The organism is Hyunsoonleella pacifica (assembly GCF_004310335.1).
Taxonomy (GTDB): domain Bacteria; phylum Bacteroidota; class Bacteroidia; order Flavobacteriales; family Flavobacteriaceae; genus Jejuia; species Jejuia pacifica.
In genome coordinates, this window is sequence record NZ_SIRS01000003.1 from 315,218 (window position 1) to 330,962 (window position 15,745).

Sequence of the window (15,745 nt, forward strand, 5' to 3'; positions counted from 1 at the left end):
TATGCCAATAATAGTAAATCTAGATATCATGCTGGCCAAACGTAACATGAAAAGCAAAGAATTGGCTGAAATTATTGGTATTACCACCGCTAATATGTCTATCTTAAAATCAGGTAAAGCCAAAGCGGTTCGGTTTTCTACCTTAGAGGCCATTTGTAAAGCGTTGGATTGTCAACCCGCTGATATTTTAGAGTATGTTGAAGATTAAATTGTATTTTTGAGGTATACTAATTTGTATACTTTTTTAATTATGAAATATATTTTTTCTAGTCTCTTGTTTTTAATGTCATTTTTAAGCTTTTCTCAAGACAACCATATTGTAAAAACTGATGATGGACGGCGTGTATTGTTAAAAGCTGATTTTACATGGGAGTATATAGACATACAACCTTTAACCCTTGTAGATAGTGCAAAAATAAAACAACTTAAACCCATAGTTTCAAATTCTTGTGGTATGCCAGAAGGTTTTGAGGAACCGAAATTGGATAAAAAAATACAAGCGCAACTTAAGAAAGGCAGGGCAACTATTAACCATATAAAGAAGAAAGTTTCAAAAGATTATGGTTGTACTACAGATGATGTAGTATTATTATCAGTTTCTGAAAAGAAAGCATCAGGAAATTACACGTTTTGTGCTAATGGTAAAAAGGTGTTTTATAAGCGCAATGGTCATAAAGTTGTAGAAAAAGGGAAACTCTTTTAATTAATTAGTTATTCTACATATACTATTTTACCTGTTTCTTTTGTTGCTTTTTTTCTATCCACTTGTAGTCATTAGGTACTGTAGCATCTAGTATATTAACTTCAAGAAGTTCTGAAATTTCATAGCTAATTATAAAGGCTTCTTTTAAATCGTATCTTTTGTAAAGTTCCCAATGTTTGTTTCTATCGTACCATAAATTCACTTCATAAATTTTTTCTCCATCGGCAAGTGGTTGATGAAATATAGAAACATATTCGTAATTGTTTATAGTTTTCCATTGTCCCAATTTAATAGGCCCTATTTCGAATGTAGCTCGAAATTTTGATTTTTCTACATTTATATAGACACTTTTTTGAAAAGAAAATGATATACCAGCTACGATAAGGTATATTACAATATTAAAATTGTGGCCAATACTTTTTAGGTTTTTATCTGTCCAATTGGCATTGTAAAGTATATACCCCAATAAAGCTATTGCTACAGTAAAGAAAAGAGCAGCAAGAATACGTTGCCACAATGGACGTTGATTTTCAGAAACAATTAAATTATCTTTCATGGACTAAATATAAATAAATCTGTAATTTTATCCCATGTACGCCTTAGTAGATTGTAATAACTTTTATGCCTCTTGCGAGCGGGTTTTTAACCCGAACTTACAACATAAACCCATTGCTATTTTAAGCAATAACGATGGTTGTGTTATTTCTCGTAGCGATGAAGCCAAAGCATTAAAATTGCCTATGGGGGCACCTATTTTTAAGTGGGAAAGCTTTTGCAAAGCTAATGGTATAGAAGTGTTATCTTCAAACTATCCCTTATATGGAGATATGAGCCATAGGGTAATGACTATTTTGGAACAATTTACACCTGATGTTGAAATTTATAGTATTGATGAAGCTTTTTTAGAGTTTAAGGGGTTTAAAAATCATGATTTCACAGATTATGGAAATCAAATACGGCAGCGTATTTTAAAGTGGACAGGCATCCCAACTTGTGTAGGGATTGCTCCAACAAAGGCTCTGAGTAAAGTTGCTAATAAAATAGCTCGAAAATTTCCAGAAACCACAAAGGGTGTTTATGTTATCGATTCTGAAGAAAAGCGTATCAAAGCTTTAAAATGGATTAAAATTGAATCTGTTTGGGGTATTGGTAGAGGCTTACAAAAACGTCTAAAAGCAAAAGGGTGTAAAAGTGCTATTGATTTTGTTAACTTATCAGATACTTGGGTTCGTAAGAATTTCGGTTCTACAGGTTTTAAACTAAAAAAAGATTTGGAAGGGGTGCCTCAACTGGAACTCGATGAATCTACTACCAAAAGAGCTATAGCAACAACCCGAAGTTTTGATTATTCTTATGATGACTTAAACTATATAAAAGAGCGTATTTCTACTTTCGCTACAAGTTGTGCAGAAAAACTGCGTAAACAGGGTTCTAGTTGTCACATAATATATGTAACACTACAAAGTAATAGACATAAAAGAAACATAGAGCAACATAGAGAAAGCAGGGTGGTAAGTTTACCTTATCCAACGGATTCTAGTTTGGTTATTAGTAGAGAAGCGGTTCGTATTGCCTCACAAATATTTAAAAAGGGGATTAAATACAAGCGTGCTGGCGTTATAGTAATGGGGTTAGTTCCCACAAACAATTATCAGTTGCAAATGTTTGATGCTGAAAACCCTAAACACAAACCCTTAATGACCGCTATTGATAAATTAAATGAAAAGTATGCCGATTATAAAGTAAAATTAGGTAATCAGGATTTAGAGCGCACTTGGAAAATGCGTCAAGAACGTTTGTCACCAAGGTATACAACAAATATTAATGAAATTATTGTAGTAAAATAGTATACCAATTCTACTATATTTGCTGCTAAGCTATATACAAATGAAACAGCTATCTCTATTCTTAATTTCCTTCTTGTTTACAGCTGTAACATTTTCCCAAGAGTTTACCGATAAGGTTGCTGATTCTTTGTATAAAGAAGATCAGTTCTATATAGGAACTACCTATAATTTATTGATAGATAAACCAGATGATTTAAAACAGAATAGTTTTTCATTAGGGTTTCACTTAGGCTTTATTAAAGATATGCCTATTAATAAGCGAAGAAACAAATCTATTGGTATTGGGCTCGGATATTCTACAAACTCCTATATTCAAAATATATTAATACAGCAAAATAATTCAGGGAGTTTTAATTATAGTATTATAGATACCGACATGGTAAGTTTTACTAAAAATAAATTCTCTGAGCATGTATTAGAATTACCTATTGAATATAGATGGCGAACATCAACTAAAGCATCTTATAAGTTTTGGCGTATTTACGCAGGTATAAAATTAGGTTATGTATTTGCTAATAGAAGTAAGTTTAAAGGAAGCTTAGGGGAATTAAAATATAATAACAACAGAGATTTTAATGCATTTCAATATGGGCTAACCCTAAGTGCTGGCTACAATACATGGAATATCTATGTGCACTACGGATTAAATTCCATTTTTTCCAATACAGCTCAACTAAATGGAGAAGATTTAAACATAAACGTTGTTAAAATAGGGCTGATGTTTTACATCCTCTAAAGCCACTTGGTAACTAAAATTAGTTGAGGAAATACCCCAACAAAAATACCCATAAGTAATTCTGGATACGTATGCGCTTTTAAGTGTAATCTAGACGTTGCTACAGCTCCAATAATAACACTCATTATGGCTAATGTGTTATTAATATTAATACTAAAGTGTATACTTATAGCAATAAAAAACATAAAAACACCAGAAATGGCAATCATATGTATACTAGCCTTAAACTTAAAAATAGCTAATATTAAACACGCTATGGTAGAAATTAAAACACCTACAAAAAAATAGTAAAGTTCAATATAAGGGTCTGGTCTTAATATACGTTGGATTACCAATAGTATTACAATTGCATTTAAAACTAGAGGAATAATACGCTCTTTGGTATTTTTTAGATAAATAGAGTTAACTTTTCCTAAAGTTTTTAAAAGAAAGTATAATAGAATAGGTAAAATGATGGTAAGTATAGATAGCGAAACTAATTTTGCCCAAATAACTTCTCTATCAATAAACCTAGGTGTTTTAATAAAATAGAAAATAACACCAGCAATTGGCATTAGCAACGGATGAAAAATAACCGAAACACTCTTTAAAATGTGATGCATCAAATTTTCTTTCTTAAACGTGCTACAGGAATATCCAACTGTTCTCTATATTTCGCAACTGTACGTCTTGCAATAGGGTAACCCTTTTCTTTTAAAATTTTTGCTAACGCTTCATCAGTTAAAGGCTTTTTCTTGTCTTCCTCCTCAATAACAGTCTCTAATATTTTTTTTATCTCTCGGGTAGAAACATCTTCTCCTTGGTCATTTTTCATAGACTCAGAAAAGAATTCTTTTATAAGCTTTGTGCCGTATGGTGTATCTACATATTTACTGTTGGCAACACGAGATACTGTAGAAACATCCATATCAATTTCATCAGCAATATCTTTTAAAATCATAGGTTTTAATTGACGCTCATCACCAGTTAAAAAATAATCTTTTTGGTAGTGCATTATAGCACTCATAGTCACAAACAACGTTTGTTGGCGTTGTTTTATGGCTTCAATAAACCATTTTGCAGCATCCAATTTTTGTTTAATAAAAAGCACCGCATCTTTTTGAGATTTACTTTTGTCTTTAGAGTCTTTGTAGCCTTTCAACATATTATTATACTCTCTAGACACATGTAGTTCTGGAGCATTTCGTCCATTAAGCGTTAGTTCAAGTTCTCCATCAACAATTTTAATAGCAAAATCAGGAACAACATGCTCTACAATACGATTATTACCAGCATAAGAACCACCTGGTTTCGGGTTTAGATGCTCAATTTCAGTAATGGCATCTTTAAGTTGTACTTCCGAAATATCAAATTTTTGAAGTAACTTTTTGTAATGTTTCTTGGTAAAAGCATCAAAAGCATTATCAATAATAGCAATAGCTAAATCTGTGTCAACGGTTTTCTCTTTTCTGTGTAGTTGAATACTTAAGCATTCCTGTAAATTTCTAGCACCAACACCAGCTGGGTCTAACTGATGGACTATTTTTAAAACACTCTCAATTTTATCTTCAGTAGTGTAGACATTTTGTGTAAAAGCCAAATCATCCATAATATCAGAAAGAGAGCGTCGTATATACCCACTTTCATCAACACTACCAACTAAAAACTCAGCAATATCACGTTCTTCATCAGTAAGTCTATAGGTATTTAACTGGTTTATTAAATGCTGCGTAAATGAAGTTCCCGCTGCGTATGGTATCGATTTTTCATCGTCATCACTACTGTAATTATTAGCTTGAGTACGATAATCAGGTATTTCATCATCACTTAAATATTCGTCAACATTAATATCATCAGCATTTATGGTCTCATTATCATCAAAATCGTCTGTGTTATTCTCAAAATCAGCATCAAAATCGGTATCCTTTTCTTCTTTACCACCCTCAAGCGCAGGATTTTCTTCTAGTTCTTGCTTTATACGTTGCTCAAAAGCCTGTGTTGGCAACTGTATCAATTTCATTAATTGAATTTGTTGCGGCGACAGCTTTTGCGATAATTTAAATTGTAAATGTTGTTTGAGCATGGTCATTTGGTGTTAATCAAAGATAGAAAAAGCAATATGGAAACCAAAGGTCGTGCCAAACAATTATAGTGTAAAATTATAATTTGGGCATTACCCTCCTGAGGTCGGGTCGGACCTGCCTAGAGGTAGACAGACTTTCCGCTAATAGTTTTGACTTCCCGCTGTAGCGGGACCAAAAGCTACCACTACACTCCCTAACGCATACCTGTCTGCGAACATTTAAATAATTTAGTAGTATTTGCAGTGTTCTAACTAAAAGAATTAATTAGCGTAACGTTGTTATCATCAACAGAAGGTCCATAAGTAGCAGGGATAAGTATATCTAGTATTCGTAAATACATTCCCGGTTGTGCTCTATGATGAATTAAATGGTTTAAGCAAAATTTCCGGAGCACCTCTTTTTTTATTCAGCGTAAACAAAATAGTATCCCCAATTGTTTTATTAGCATCTGTATAAAGTACATCACAATAAGCTAATAACTCATCTATAGAGTTAATTTTTTCAGGAGTAAAATAAATACATCGTTTTCAAGAACATTCTTCCACCATGCTATTAAATTGTAATAATTTAAAGTACTGTTCCTATTTGTCGTTATATATTGTTATGTATAACTTAACTAACTATATATTAATGTAAATTTCGCAAAAGTGTTTATGCACTTAAAACTCTGCATTTTGAGGTGATCTAGGGTAAGGAATCACATCTCTAATGTTATTCATGCCAGTAACGAACATAACCAAACGTTCAAAACCAAGCCCAAAACCAGAGTGTACTGCAGTACCATATTTTCGTAAGTCTAAGTACCACCACAATTCTTCTTCAGGAATATCAAGAACAGCCATTTTTTCTTTTAAAACATCTAAGCGCTCTTCACGTTGCGAACCTCCAACCATTTCGCCAATGCCAGGAAACAAAATATCCATAGCTCGTACAGTTTTGCCATCTTCGTTTAAACGCATATAAAATGCCTTGATATTTGCTGGATAGTCAAACAAAATTACAGGGCATTTAAAATGTTTTTCTACAAGAAAACGTTCATGTTCACTTTGTAAATCAGCACCCCATTCGTTAATAGGGAACTTGAATTTTTTCTTTTTATTGGGTTTGCTATTTCGAAGAATATCTATAGCTTCTGTGTAGCTTACACGTTTAAAGTTATTGTCAACAACAAATTTTAATTTCTCAATTAAGCTCATGTCACTACGCTCTGCCTGAGGTTTTGTTTTTTCCTCATTTATCAAACGTTGCTCTAGAAAATCTAAATCTTCTTTATTGTGTTCTAAAACATAATTAAGCACATATTTTAAAAAGTCTTCAGCCAAATCCATATTTCCAGGTAAATCCATAAAGGCAACCTCAGGTTCAATCATCCAAAATTCTGATAAGTGTCTGGATGTGTTAGAGTTTTCAGCTCTAAAGGTTGGTCCAAAAGTGTACACTTTTCCTAAGGACATGGCATAAGTCTCGGCTTCTAACTGTCCAGAAACAGTTAGGTTGGTTTCCTTGCCAAAGAAATCTTTAGAATAGTCAACCTTACCATTACTGTCTAGAGGTGGATTTTTAGCATCTAGTTTGGTAACGTTAAACATTTCCCCAGCACCCTCTGCATCACTTCCTGTAATAATAGGTGTGTGCATGTAATAAAATCCGCTATCATTAAAATACTTGTGTATGGCATAGGAAAGTTTAGAGCGTAAACGCATTACAGCGCTAAATGTATTTGTTCTAGTTCGCAAGTGGGCATTCTCACGTAAAAATTCAAATGAATGTTTTTTAGGTTGAATAGGATAATGTTCAGGGTCTGAATCCCCTAAAATTTCCAAATTGTTTACCAAGACTTCTACATTTTGACCCTTACCTTGGCTCTCTACCAATTCGCCTTTAATATGTAAAGCAGCACCAGTAGTAATTCGCTTCAAAAGTGCCTGATTAGTATTTTCAAAATCAACAACACATTGAATGTTATTTAAACAGGATCCGTCGTTTAGAGCAATAAACCGGTTTGCCCTAAAGGTTCTTACCCAACCTTTTACTTCAACTTCGGGTAGTTTATTTTTCTGTTTTAATAATTGAGAGACGGAATACAACTGCATATTCATGGGTTTTGAACAGTAAATATAATGGTTTCAATATTTAAAATTAAAATAATAAATAGTAAAAATTCAACAAAATTCGAATTATTTTCTTAAAAGAGATTCCAAACTGTAATTAGTATTGATTGTCAGTGTTTTTTTCATCATCATCCCCTTCTGGAATAATATTAATAGGAGGTTTTTTAAGCACTTCTTTATTGGCAATACTTCTTTCTAATGATAGTAATAGTGATGGCAATAATAATAGATTAGAGAGCATTGCAAATAGCAAAGTAGCTGAAACTAAAGCGCCTAAAGCTACGGTACCACCAAAATCTGAAATAGTGAATACCGAAAACCCAAAAAATAGCACAATAGATGTATAAAACATACTTACACCAGTTTCTTTTAAGGCACCGTAAACGGATGGTTTTATTTTCCATTTATTGGCTTGAAGTTCTTGTCGGTATTTTGCTAAAAAGTGGATAGTGTCATCTACTGAAATACCAAATGCAATACTAAACACAAGTATAGTAGAAGGTTTTATAGGTACACCAATATATCCCATAACGCCAGCTGTTACTAGAAGTGGTAAAATGTTTGGGATAAGTGATACAATAATCATTCGTCCAGATCTGAACATGTAAGCCATGAAAAGCGATATCAATAAAATGGCAAGAGATAAAGAGATCGCAAGGTTTTTTACCAAGTATTTTGTTCCTTTTTGAAATACCAGAGCTTTACCCGTCATGGTAACATTATAACGTTTCTCAGGAAATACTTTATCAATTTTATCTTGAAGATTTTCTTGTATACGTTCCATTTTATCTGTACCAATATCCTTCATAAAAGTAGTAATACGTGCATATTGCCCAGTACTATCTACAAAATTCTTAAGCAAATCTACATTTGATGACGAATTTTTCGCATAAGATAGAATGAAACTATTTTCTTGAGAGGTTGGCAGTTGGTAGTGTTTTGGGTTGCCGTTATAATAAGCCTGTTTAGAGTATTTTACCAAACCAACTACAGAAATAGGCTTTGAAAGTTCTGGAGTTTCTATAATAAATTCTTCGAGCTTATCCATTCGTTTCAGAGTAGATAGCTTCATTACTCCTTTCTTACGTTTAGTGTCTACCATAATTTCAACAGGTAAAATCCCATCAAATTCTTCCTCAAAAAAGCGTATATCATTTACAAATCCAGATTCTTGAGGCATATCTTCAATTAAACTACCAGAAACCTTAATTTGGTTAATACCTATCATACTAATGGTTAAAAGTAAAACGGAAGTGGCATAAATAGCTATACGTTTATTTTTTACCATATACTCCATCCAATTTACAAATCCACCAATCCATCGTTTATTTAAATGCTCCAGATGACGATCTTTTGGGAATGGTAAAAAGGTATATATAATAGGAATAATAAGTAAACACAGAATAAAAATGGCTAGAATACTTAGCGACGCTACAATACCAAATTCTTTTAAAAGTTTACTTTCTGTTAAAATAAATGTGGCAAATCCAGATGCAGTAGTAACGTTAGTCATTAAAGTAGCGTTTCCAATTTTTGTAATAACACGCTGTAGTGACTTTACTTTATTACCGTGAAGTTTAACTTCATGTTGGTATTTATTTATAAGAAAAATACAATTGGGAATACCAATAACAATAATTAATGGAGGTATTAAGGCTGTTAAAACAGTAATTTCATACTTCAAGAGGCCAATAATACCTAATGTCCACATAACCCCAATACACACTACTATTAAAGAAATAAATGTAGCTCTAAACGATCTAAAAAAGAAAAAGAATATAATGGAGGTAACCAATAGTGCTGCTACTACAAATTTTCCAATTTCATCAATAATATTTTCTGAGTTTTTAGTACGGATGTAAGGCATCCCAGAAATGCGAATATCTAGATTGTATTTTTGCTCAAAAGCTTCAATTTTTGGTTCTAGATCATTAAGTACAAATTCTTTTCTGGCAGAAGTATTAACTAATGATTTTTTTAAATAAAGCGCAGTACGTACTGTTTTTGTTTCGCTATTAAATAAAAAATTGTCGTAAAACGGGTATTTTTCAAAAAGCTCACTTTGAAGTGTTTTAACTTCTTGGGGACTTGAAATAGAGTCTTTTATAAAAGGTTGTAATGTAAAACGTTCCTCATCAGTGTTTTTTATAAGTTTTTGTAAATCTTTAATAGAAATTACAGCTTCTACGGCATCATAACTATTAAACTCTGACGAAAATGTATTCCAAGCATTAAGTTTATCAATATTAAAAAGCGTACTGTCCTTTACACCAATAACAATTAGGTTACCTTCCTCTCCAAAAGTGCTGAGAAAATTATTGTAAGCAATATTTGCTTCATGATCGTCTGGTAATAAATTAGCTTCGGTATTACTAAAACGCATGTATTCCCATTGTGTACTAAAGAGGTATGTTGCTATAATTATAGCAATAAGAATTGCAATTTTATTCCTTAGAATAAGTCTTGCAGTTACATCCCAAAAGTCTTTTGTAAACAATTTAAACATACGCTGTTATAAAAGCTGCGCAAAGGTAGAAAAAACAATGTATTAACCGTTGTAAATCAATTACAATGTTAGGTTAAATGTAAATTTAAAAGCAACATTATCTGCTATGGAAGGTAAATGATAAGCACCATAACGATAGGTAAAACTTAAACCAAAACCAAAGAGTAGTTTGTTAAGCTCAAAACCAGATTCTGTATATCCTTTATTTAAGGAATTAAAAGAGATATTTTGATGTCGATTAGGGTTTTCTATATCTCCAATAGCAAACCTAGAAATTAACACAAGTTGAGGTTTTAGGCGTTGGGAAACCTCAAAAGGTTTTAAAAAATGTTTAAACTGAATTGTAGTAAATTTATCAGAGAAAAATTCATTAAAGAACATAGTTTCAAAACTAGTAATACCTGCTACAGAGAAGCGTTGCAGTATGGTTTCTTTATTTATATTGTTTGGGTAAGCATGGTAAAGGTGTGTTAAGGGAGCATCTCCACTAGCTATACCAGAAACTAAGGTAAGCTCTGATACATTTTTGTTTTTGTGTAAATGACGATGTATCGTTTTAAAATCTACTTTTGAAAAATTGAAATCACTTTTAAAAATACCTTTTACGCTTTTGGTAAATTGTAGCGTGAATTTAGGATAAGCATCTTTTATGTTTTTGGGTAGGTTGTCTTCAATTTTAAATTGGCTAAACGGACTCCACTGCATAGCTATCGTAGCAGTACTAAATTGAAATGTATTGTACAACTCACCATCTAAATTAAATACATAATTATAAGTTGGATCTACATTACTAACAGCTAGTTGTGTTTCAGTAGATAATTTAGGATGGAAGAAGTGTTTTAATGAAATAGCTTGTGTAATGTGCCTGTGAAATAAATCAATATTTAATAGGCGCGGCTCAAAGAATTGAAAAAATCTGGTATCAGTTAAAAACTTAGAGCTTCCCGTTTCTTGTAAATCATCAGTATATGAAACACGTACCCATGTGTTTGTATGGTTATTTAGTCTAATGCTACCACCAATACTGTATTTGTAAGCATCATCTCTAAAACCATAAACGGTATAACCATCAATTTTAAATTTTTCGGAAAAGCTTTTACTAGTCACACCACCAAGTCCTGTTCTTAAACCTTCATATTGGTTGTACTTTACAAGATACCTTAAATCAAAATTAAAATATTTAGTTGGGAAGTAGCCATTACCAAGTTGTTTTAGAAAGAAATTCTTTTTAATGGTGTCTTGCTCAATTTGAAAAAAAATAAAAGATGTATTTTGTGCCTGTGCCACGGCAAAAGAACAACAAAAAACAAAGGCACAAAGTTTCAGCATGTATTTGAAATGGATACAAGTTTAAATTAAAAAAGCGACGTTGTTGTCGCTTTCTTCTATACTGTCATAATCTCTTTTTCCTTATTATCAAAGATATCATCTATTTTCTTAACGTAACTATCTGTCATTTCTTGTATATCAATTTCAGCATTCTTCTGTAAATCTTCAGAAACATCATCAAGTTTTTTAATATCGTTATTGGCCTCCTTACGTGCATTTCTTACACCTACTTTAGCATCTTCGGCTTCTGATTTAGCTTGTTTAGCTAAGGTTTTACGACGTTCTTCTGTTAAAGGTGGTACATTTATAATGATACTTTCTCCGTTATTCATTGGATTAAAACCTAAATTGGCAATCATAATACCACGCTCTATTTCTTGTAGCATGCTTTTTTCCCATGGCTGTACCGTAATGGTTCTACCATCTGGAGTATTTACATTTGCTACTTGATTTAGTGGGGTTTGAGAGCCATAATAATCTACCATAACACTGCCCAACATTGCAGGAGAAGCTTTTCCTGCTCTGATATTTACCAACTGTTTTTCAAGGTGTTTAAGCGCAGCATCCATTGCTTCTTTGGCTGTATCTAATATAAATTGTAAGTCTTCGTTCATCTTTTAAAATTTTAAATTATCTATAAAGATTCAAAAATTACGCCACATTTAAATGTTAACTTCTGTACCGATTGATTCTCCAGAAACTACTTTTAATAAATTCCCTTTTTTGTTCATATCAAAGACAATAATAGGTAGTTCGTTTTCTTGGCTTAAAGTAAAAGCTGTAGTATCCATTACTTTTAATCCTTTTTGTAATACTTCATCAAAAGAAATAGAATTGAATTTCACTGCACTACTATCTTTTTCTGGGTCGGTATTATAAATACCATCAACTCTTGTTCCTTTTAAAATCACATCAGCTTCAATTTCAATAGCACGTAATACTGCGGCCGAATCTGTTGTAAAATAAGGATTTCCCGTGCCACCACCAAAAATCACTACACGTCCTTTTTCTAGATGACGCATTGCTTTTCGTCGGATAAAGGGCTCTGCAACTTCATTTATTTTTATTGCTGTTTGCAAGCGTGTTGGGATATCAGCATCTTCAAGAGCACTTTGTAAAGCTAAACCATTTATTACAGTAGCTAACATACCCATATGGTCTCCTTGAACACGATCCATACCATTACTAGCGCCAGCGACACCTCTAAAAATATTACCCCCACCAATTACAATGGCAACTTCTACGCCTTTATCGGTGATGGTTTTTATATCATTTGCATATTCGGCTAAGCGTTCTGGATCTATACCATATTGGCGACTTCCCATTAAGGCTTCACCTGATAGTTTTAGGAGTATTCTTTTATATTTCATTAGGTCATTTCTGAAGTTTAGCAAAACTACATATTTTTTTATTTCTTTTGTGTAATGTTGTTCAGATTTAGGGCATAAAAAAACCACTATTCATAGTGGATAGTGGTTTTTTACTATATAAGATTTCTGTTTTCTAAGGAATTAATTACCCTAAAGTAACTCTTTTAAATCCTGTGATTTCTATTTCTCCATAAGAAGACACATAAGCTTCAACAGTTTTCTTTTCATCTTTGATAAAGTTCTGATTTAATAAACATTGCTCTTGATCAAGCGTTGTGTTATCAGACACAAAACGCTGCATTTTTCCAGGTAAAATTCTGTCCCAAATTTGCTCTGGTTTACCTTCAGCCTTTAATTCAGCTTTAGCATCTTCTTCAGCTTTAGCCATAACCTCAGGAGTTAATTGTGCTTGAGAAATATATTGAGGTACATTTTTAAGTGTTTTTCCTAAACGACCCAATTCAATGTTTTCTTTTTCAATTACAGCAATTCTAGCTTCAGTTTCAGAAGCAATATATGCTGGATCAAAATCTTTATAAGATAATGTAGTAGCTCCCATTGAAGCTATTTGCATTGCTACATCTTTAGCTAAAGCTTCGATATTATCTACAACACTAGAAAAACCAACAATAGCTGCAATTTTATTGATGTGTACGTAAGAACCAACATAAGCTGCTTCTACTTTTTCAAAAGCTTTAATATCTAGTTTCTCACCAATCACACCAGTTTGCTCAACAAGTTTGTCTGCAACAGTCATACCACCAAAATCAGCAGCTAAGAATTCTTCTTTAGAAGATGTGTTTAAAGCGATATCTCCTAATTGACTAGCTAATGCTAAGAAGTTTTCGTTTTTTCCAACAAAGTCAGTTTCACAACCTAAAACAATAGCAACACCAACAGTTTTATTAGCATTTACTTTTGCCACCGCAGCGCCTTCACTAGACTCTCTGTCTGCTCTTTTAGCAGCAACTTTTTGTCCTTTTTTACGTAAGATTTCAATAGCTTTATCAAAATCTCCTTCAGCCTCAACTAAAGCCTTTTTGCAGTCCATCATACCTGCACCAGTAGCTTGTCTAAGTTTATTAACCTCTTGGGCTGTTACTTTTACTGTAGTACTCATAGTATTTATAATTTAAAAAAGTCGTTCAATCTATTTCAGGAAAGAAAAGAACTAAACGACTTAATTATGTTGTATTATTAATGTTATTTATTCTTCTTCTTCAGCTACAACTGCTTCTGCTTTTTTAGCTTCAGCTTTTGGTGCTTCTTTTTCAGCTGCAGCAGCTTCTTTTTCAGCTTTACGGTCAGCTAAACCACCAGCAATAGCATCTGTAACATGAGTTAAAATTTTGTTGATAGATTTAGAAGCATCATCATTTGCTGGTATCACATAATCCACTTGACGTGGATCTGAGTTTGTATCTACCATTGCAAATATTGGAATATTTAATTTTTGAGCTTCTTTAATTGCGATGTGCTCACGCTTAATATCCACTACAAATAATGCCCCTGGTAAACGCGTCATATCGCTAATAGAACCTAAGTTCTTTTCTAATTTAGCTCTTAAACGATCTACTTGTAAACGTTCTTTTTTAGATAAGGTGTTAAATGTACCATCTTTCTTCATTCTATCGATAGCAGCCATTTTCTTAACGGCTTTTCTGATAGTAACAAAGTTAGTTAACATACCACCTGGCCATCTTTCAGTGATGTAAGGCATGTTAATAGCACTTGCTTTTTCAGCAACAATATCTTTTGCTTGTTTTTTAGTAGCAACAAATAAAATTTTACGACCTGATGCTGCAATTTTTGCTAATGCTGCTCCGGCTTCATCAATTTTAGCTGCTGTTTTGTAAAGGTTGATAATATGGATACCGTTACGCTCCATATAAACGTAAGGTGCCATGTTTGGGTCCCACTTACGTGTAAGGTGTCCAAAGTGTACACCTGCTTCTAGTAGTTCTTTTACTTCTACTGCCATTTTTGTAATAGTTTACGTTCTGTTGAATTAGCAATGTTCCTTTGGCTTCTAGCATAGCTATTAGCTACTGGCTTCATTTAGATGCTAAACTAAATCTTCACGCCGTGGCGTGATAGACAACAATAACTGGTTTTTAATTTTGCTGAATTTTTCAGCGATTTCAATAAAATAAAATAATTCAGAATCTGAAACTTCAGATTCTGAACTAAGAGTTTTGGAATATTAACGTTTAGAGAACTGGAATTTCTTACGCGCTTTCTTCTGACCGAATTTCTTACGCTCTACCATTCTTGGATCTCTTGTTAACAAACCTTCTGGCTTTAGGATACCTCTGTTTTCAGCATCTACTTCGCACATTGCGCGAGAGATAGCTAAACGTACAGCTTCTGCTTGACCAGTGATACCACCGCCATATACATTTACTGTAATATCAAAGTTGCCATCATTGTTAGTCAAAGCTAAAGGTTGCTTTACTTTGTACTGTAAAGTAGCAGTAGTAAAGTAACTTGCTAAGTCTTTTTTGTTTACCGTGATGTTACCCTTTCCAGCAGCAACATACACACGTGCAACAGCCGTCTTTCTACGGCCGATTTTGTGAATTACATCCATTTACTTGAATTCATTTAAATTGATTGCTTTAGGTTTTTGAGCTTCGTGTTTATGCTCAGTACCCACTACAACCGTTAGGTTACGGAATAAAGCTGAACCTAATTTGTTTTTAGGCAGCATTCCTTTTACTGATTTTTCCACTAGACGTGTTGGGTTTTTTCCAAACAACTCGTTAGCAGTTAAACTTCTCTGACCACCTGGGTAACCTGTGTGACGAATGTATGATTTATCGTTCCACTTGTTTCCAGATAAGTTGATTTTTTCAGCATTAATAACAATTACGTTATCGCCGCAATCAACGTGTGGCGTGAAGTTTGGCTTGTGCTTACCTCTTAAAAGTTTTGCAACTTTAGAAGCTAAACGACCAAGCGTTTGATTTTCAGCATCAACAACAACCCACTGCTTATCTACAGTAGCCTTGTTAGCTGAAATCGTTTTGTAGCTTAATGTGTCCACACTAAATTATTTTTCTGATTAAACATTCCTCTTT

16 protein-coding genes are annotated in these 15,745 nt (G+C 33.0%); 4 read left to right on the forward strand and 12 right to left on the reverse strand.

Annotation, left to right across the window (positions count from 1 at the left end; all coding sequences use genetic code 11):
* Position 1 precedes the first annotated feature (1 nt).
* Complete coding sequence (locus EYD46_RS07630; RefSeq protein ID WP_130936482.1) at positions 2–208, forward strand: helix-turn-helix domain-containing protein; 207 nt, start codon at positions 2–4, stop codon at positions 206–208.
* A 42-nt stretch (positions 209–250) separates the two neighbouring features.
* Positions 251–703 carry a DUF3157 family protein gene (locus tag EYD46_RS07635; protein WP_130936483.1) on the forward strand — a complete coding sequence of 151 codons (453 nt, stop codon included), beginning with the start codon at positions 251–253 and terminating at the stop codon, positions 701–703.
* Between the two features lie 22 nt (positions 704–725).
* On the opposite strand, the gene EYD46_RS07640 is transcribed toward EYD46_RS07635, so the two are convergent.
* Positions 726–1,259 (reverse strand): hypothetical protein, encoded by a 534-nt coding sequence (locus tag EYD46_RS07640; protein WP_130936484.1) that lies wholly within the window; start codon positions 1,257–1,259, stop codon positions 726–728.
* Positions 1,260–1,293: 34 nt separating this feature from the next.
* Between EYD46_RS07640 and EYD46_RS07645 the strand changes: the two genes are divergently transcribed.
* Positions 1,294–2,550 carry a Y-family DNA polymerase gene (locus EYD46_RS07645; RefSeq protein WP_130936485.1) on the forward strand — a complete coding sequence of 419 codons (1,257 nt, stop codon included), beginning with the start codon at positions 1,294–1,296 and terminating at the stop codon, positions 2,548–2,550.
* A 40-nt stretch (positions 2,551–2,590) separates the two neighbouring features.
* On the forward strand, positions 2,591–3,286 hold the full coding sequence (locus tag EYD46_RS07650) for a porin family protein (RefSeq protein WP_130936486.1): 696 nt from the start codon (positions 2,591–2,593) through the stop codon (positions 3,284–3,286).
* Here the strand turns inward: EYD46_RS07650 and EYD46_RS07655 are convergent.
* The 11 genes from EYD46_RS07655 to rplM all read right to left on the reverse strand — a co-directional run bounded on the left by EYD46_RS07655 (position 3,283) and on the right by rplM (position 15,711).
* Positions 3,283–3,888: a hypothetical protein gene (locus EYD46_RS07655; protein ID WP_130936487.1), complete on the reverse strand. Its 606-nt coding sequence runs from the start codon at positions 3,886–3,888 to the stop codon at positions 3,283–3,285. The two genes, EYD46_RS07650 and EYD46_RS07655, sit on opposite strands and share 4 nt — an antisense overlap.
* Complete coding sequence (gene rpoN, locus EYD46_RS07660; RefSeq protein WP_130936488.1) at positions 3,888–5,348, reverse strand: RNA polymerase factor sigma-54; 1,461 nt, start codon at positions 5,346–5,348, stop codon at positions 3,888–3,890. Before rpoN ends, EYD46_RS07655 begins: the two co-directional genes overlap by 1 nt.
* Positions 5,349–6,008: 660 nt before the next feature.
* A complete protein-coding gene (asnS, locus tag EYD46_RS07665; protein ID WP_130936489.1) occupies positions 6,009–7,442 on the reverse strand; it encodes an asparagine--tRNA ligase in 1,434 nt (477 codons plus the stop codon).
* A 115-nt stretch (positions 7,443–7,557) separates the two neighbouring features.
* Complete coding sequence (locus tag EYD46_RS07670) at positions 7,558–9,966, reverse strand: efflux RND transporter permease subunit (RefSeq protein ID WP_130936490.1); 2,409 nt, start codon at positions 9,964–9,966, stop codon at positions 7,558–7,560.
* Positions 9,967–10,026: 60 nt separating this feature from the next.
* Positions 10,027–11,295: a hypothetical protein gene (locus EYD46_RS07675; protein ID WP_229731319.1), complete on the reverse strand. Its 1,269-nt coding sequence runs from the start codon at positions 11,293–11,295 to the stop codon at positions 10,027–10,029.
* 56 nt (positions 11,296–11,351) lie between these two features.
* Positions 11,352–11,909 carry a ribosome recycling factor gene (gene frr, locus EYD46_RS07680; RefSeq protein WP_130936491.1) on the reverse strand — a complete coding sequence of 186 codons (558 nt, stop codon included), beginning with the start codon at positions 11,907–11,909 and terminating at the stop codon, positions 11,352–11,354.
* A 48-nt stretch (positions 11,910–11,957) separates the two neighbouring features.
* Positions 11,958–12,665 (reverse strand): UMP kinase, encoded by a 708-nt coding sequence (gene pyrH / locus EYD46_RS07685; RefSeq protein ID WP_130936492.1) that lies wholly within the window; start codon positions 12,663–12,665, stop codon positions 11,958–11,960.
* Between the two features lie 145 nt (positions 12,666–12,810).
* A complete protein-coding gene (gene tsf / locus EYD46_RS07690; protein WP_130936493.1) occupies positions 12,811–13,785 on the reverse strand; it encodes a translation elongation factor Ts in 975 nt (324 codons plus the stop codon).
* A gap of 87 nt (positions 13,786–13,872) precedes the next feature.
* Positions 13,873–14,646 (reverse strand): 30S ribosomal protein S2, encoded by a 774-nt coding sequence (gene rpsB, locus EYD46_RS07695; protein WP_130936494.1) that lies wholly within the window; start codon positions 14,644–14,646, stop codon positions 13,873–13,875.
* 222 nt (positions 14,647–14,868) lie between these two features.
* Entirely contained in the window at positions 14,869–15,255 is a 387-nt protein-coding gene (gene rpsI / locus EYD46_RS07700; RefSeq protein ID WP_130936495.1) for a 30S ribosomal protein S9, read from the reverse strand.
* A complete protein-coding gene (rplM, locus tag EYD46_RS07705) occupies positions 15,256–15,711 on the reverse strand; it encodes a 50S ribosomal protein L13 (protein ID WP_130936496.1) in 456 nt (151 codons plus the stop codon).
* Between the last annotated feature and the right edge of the window lie 34 nt (positions 15,712–15,745).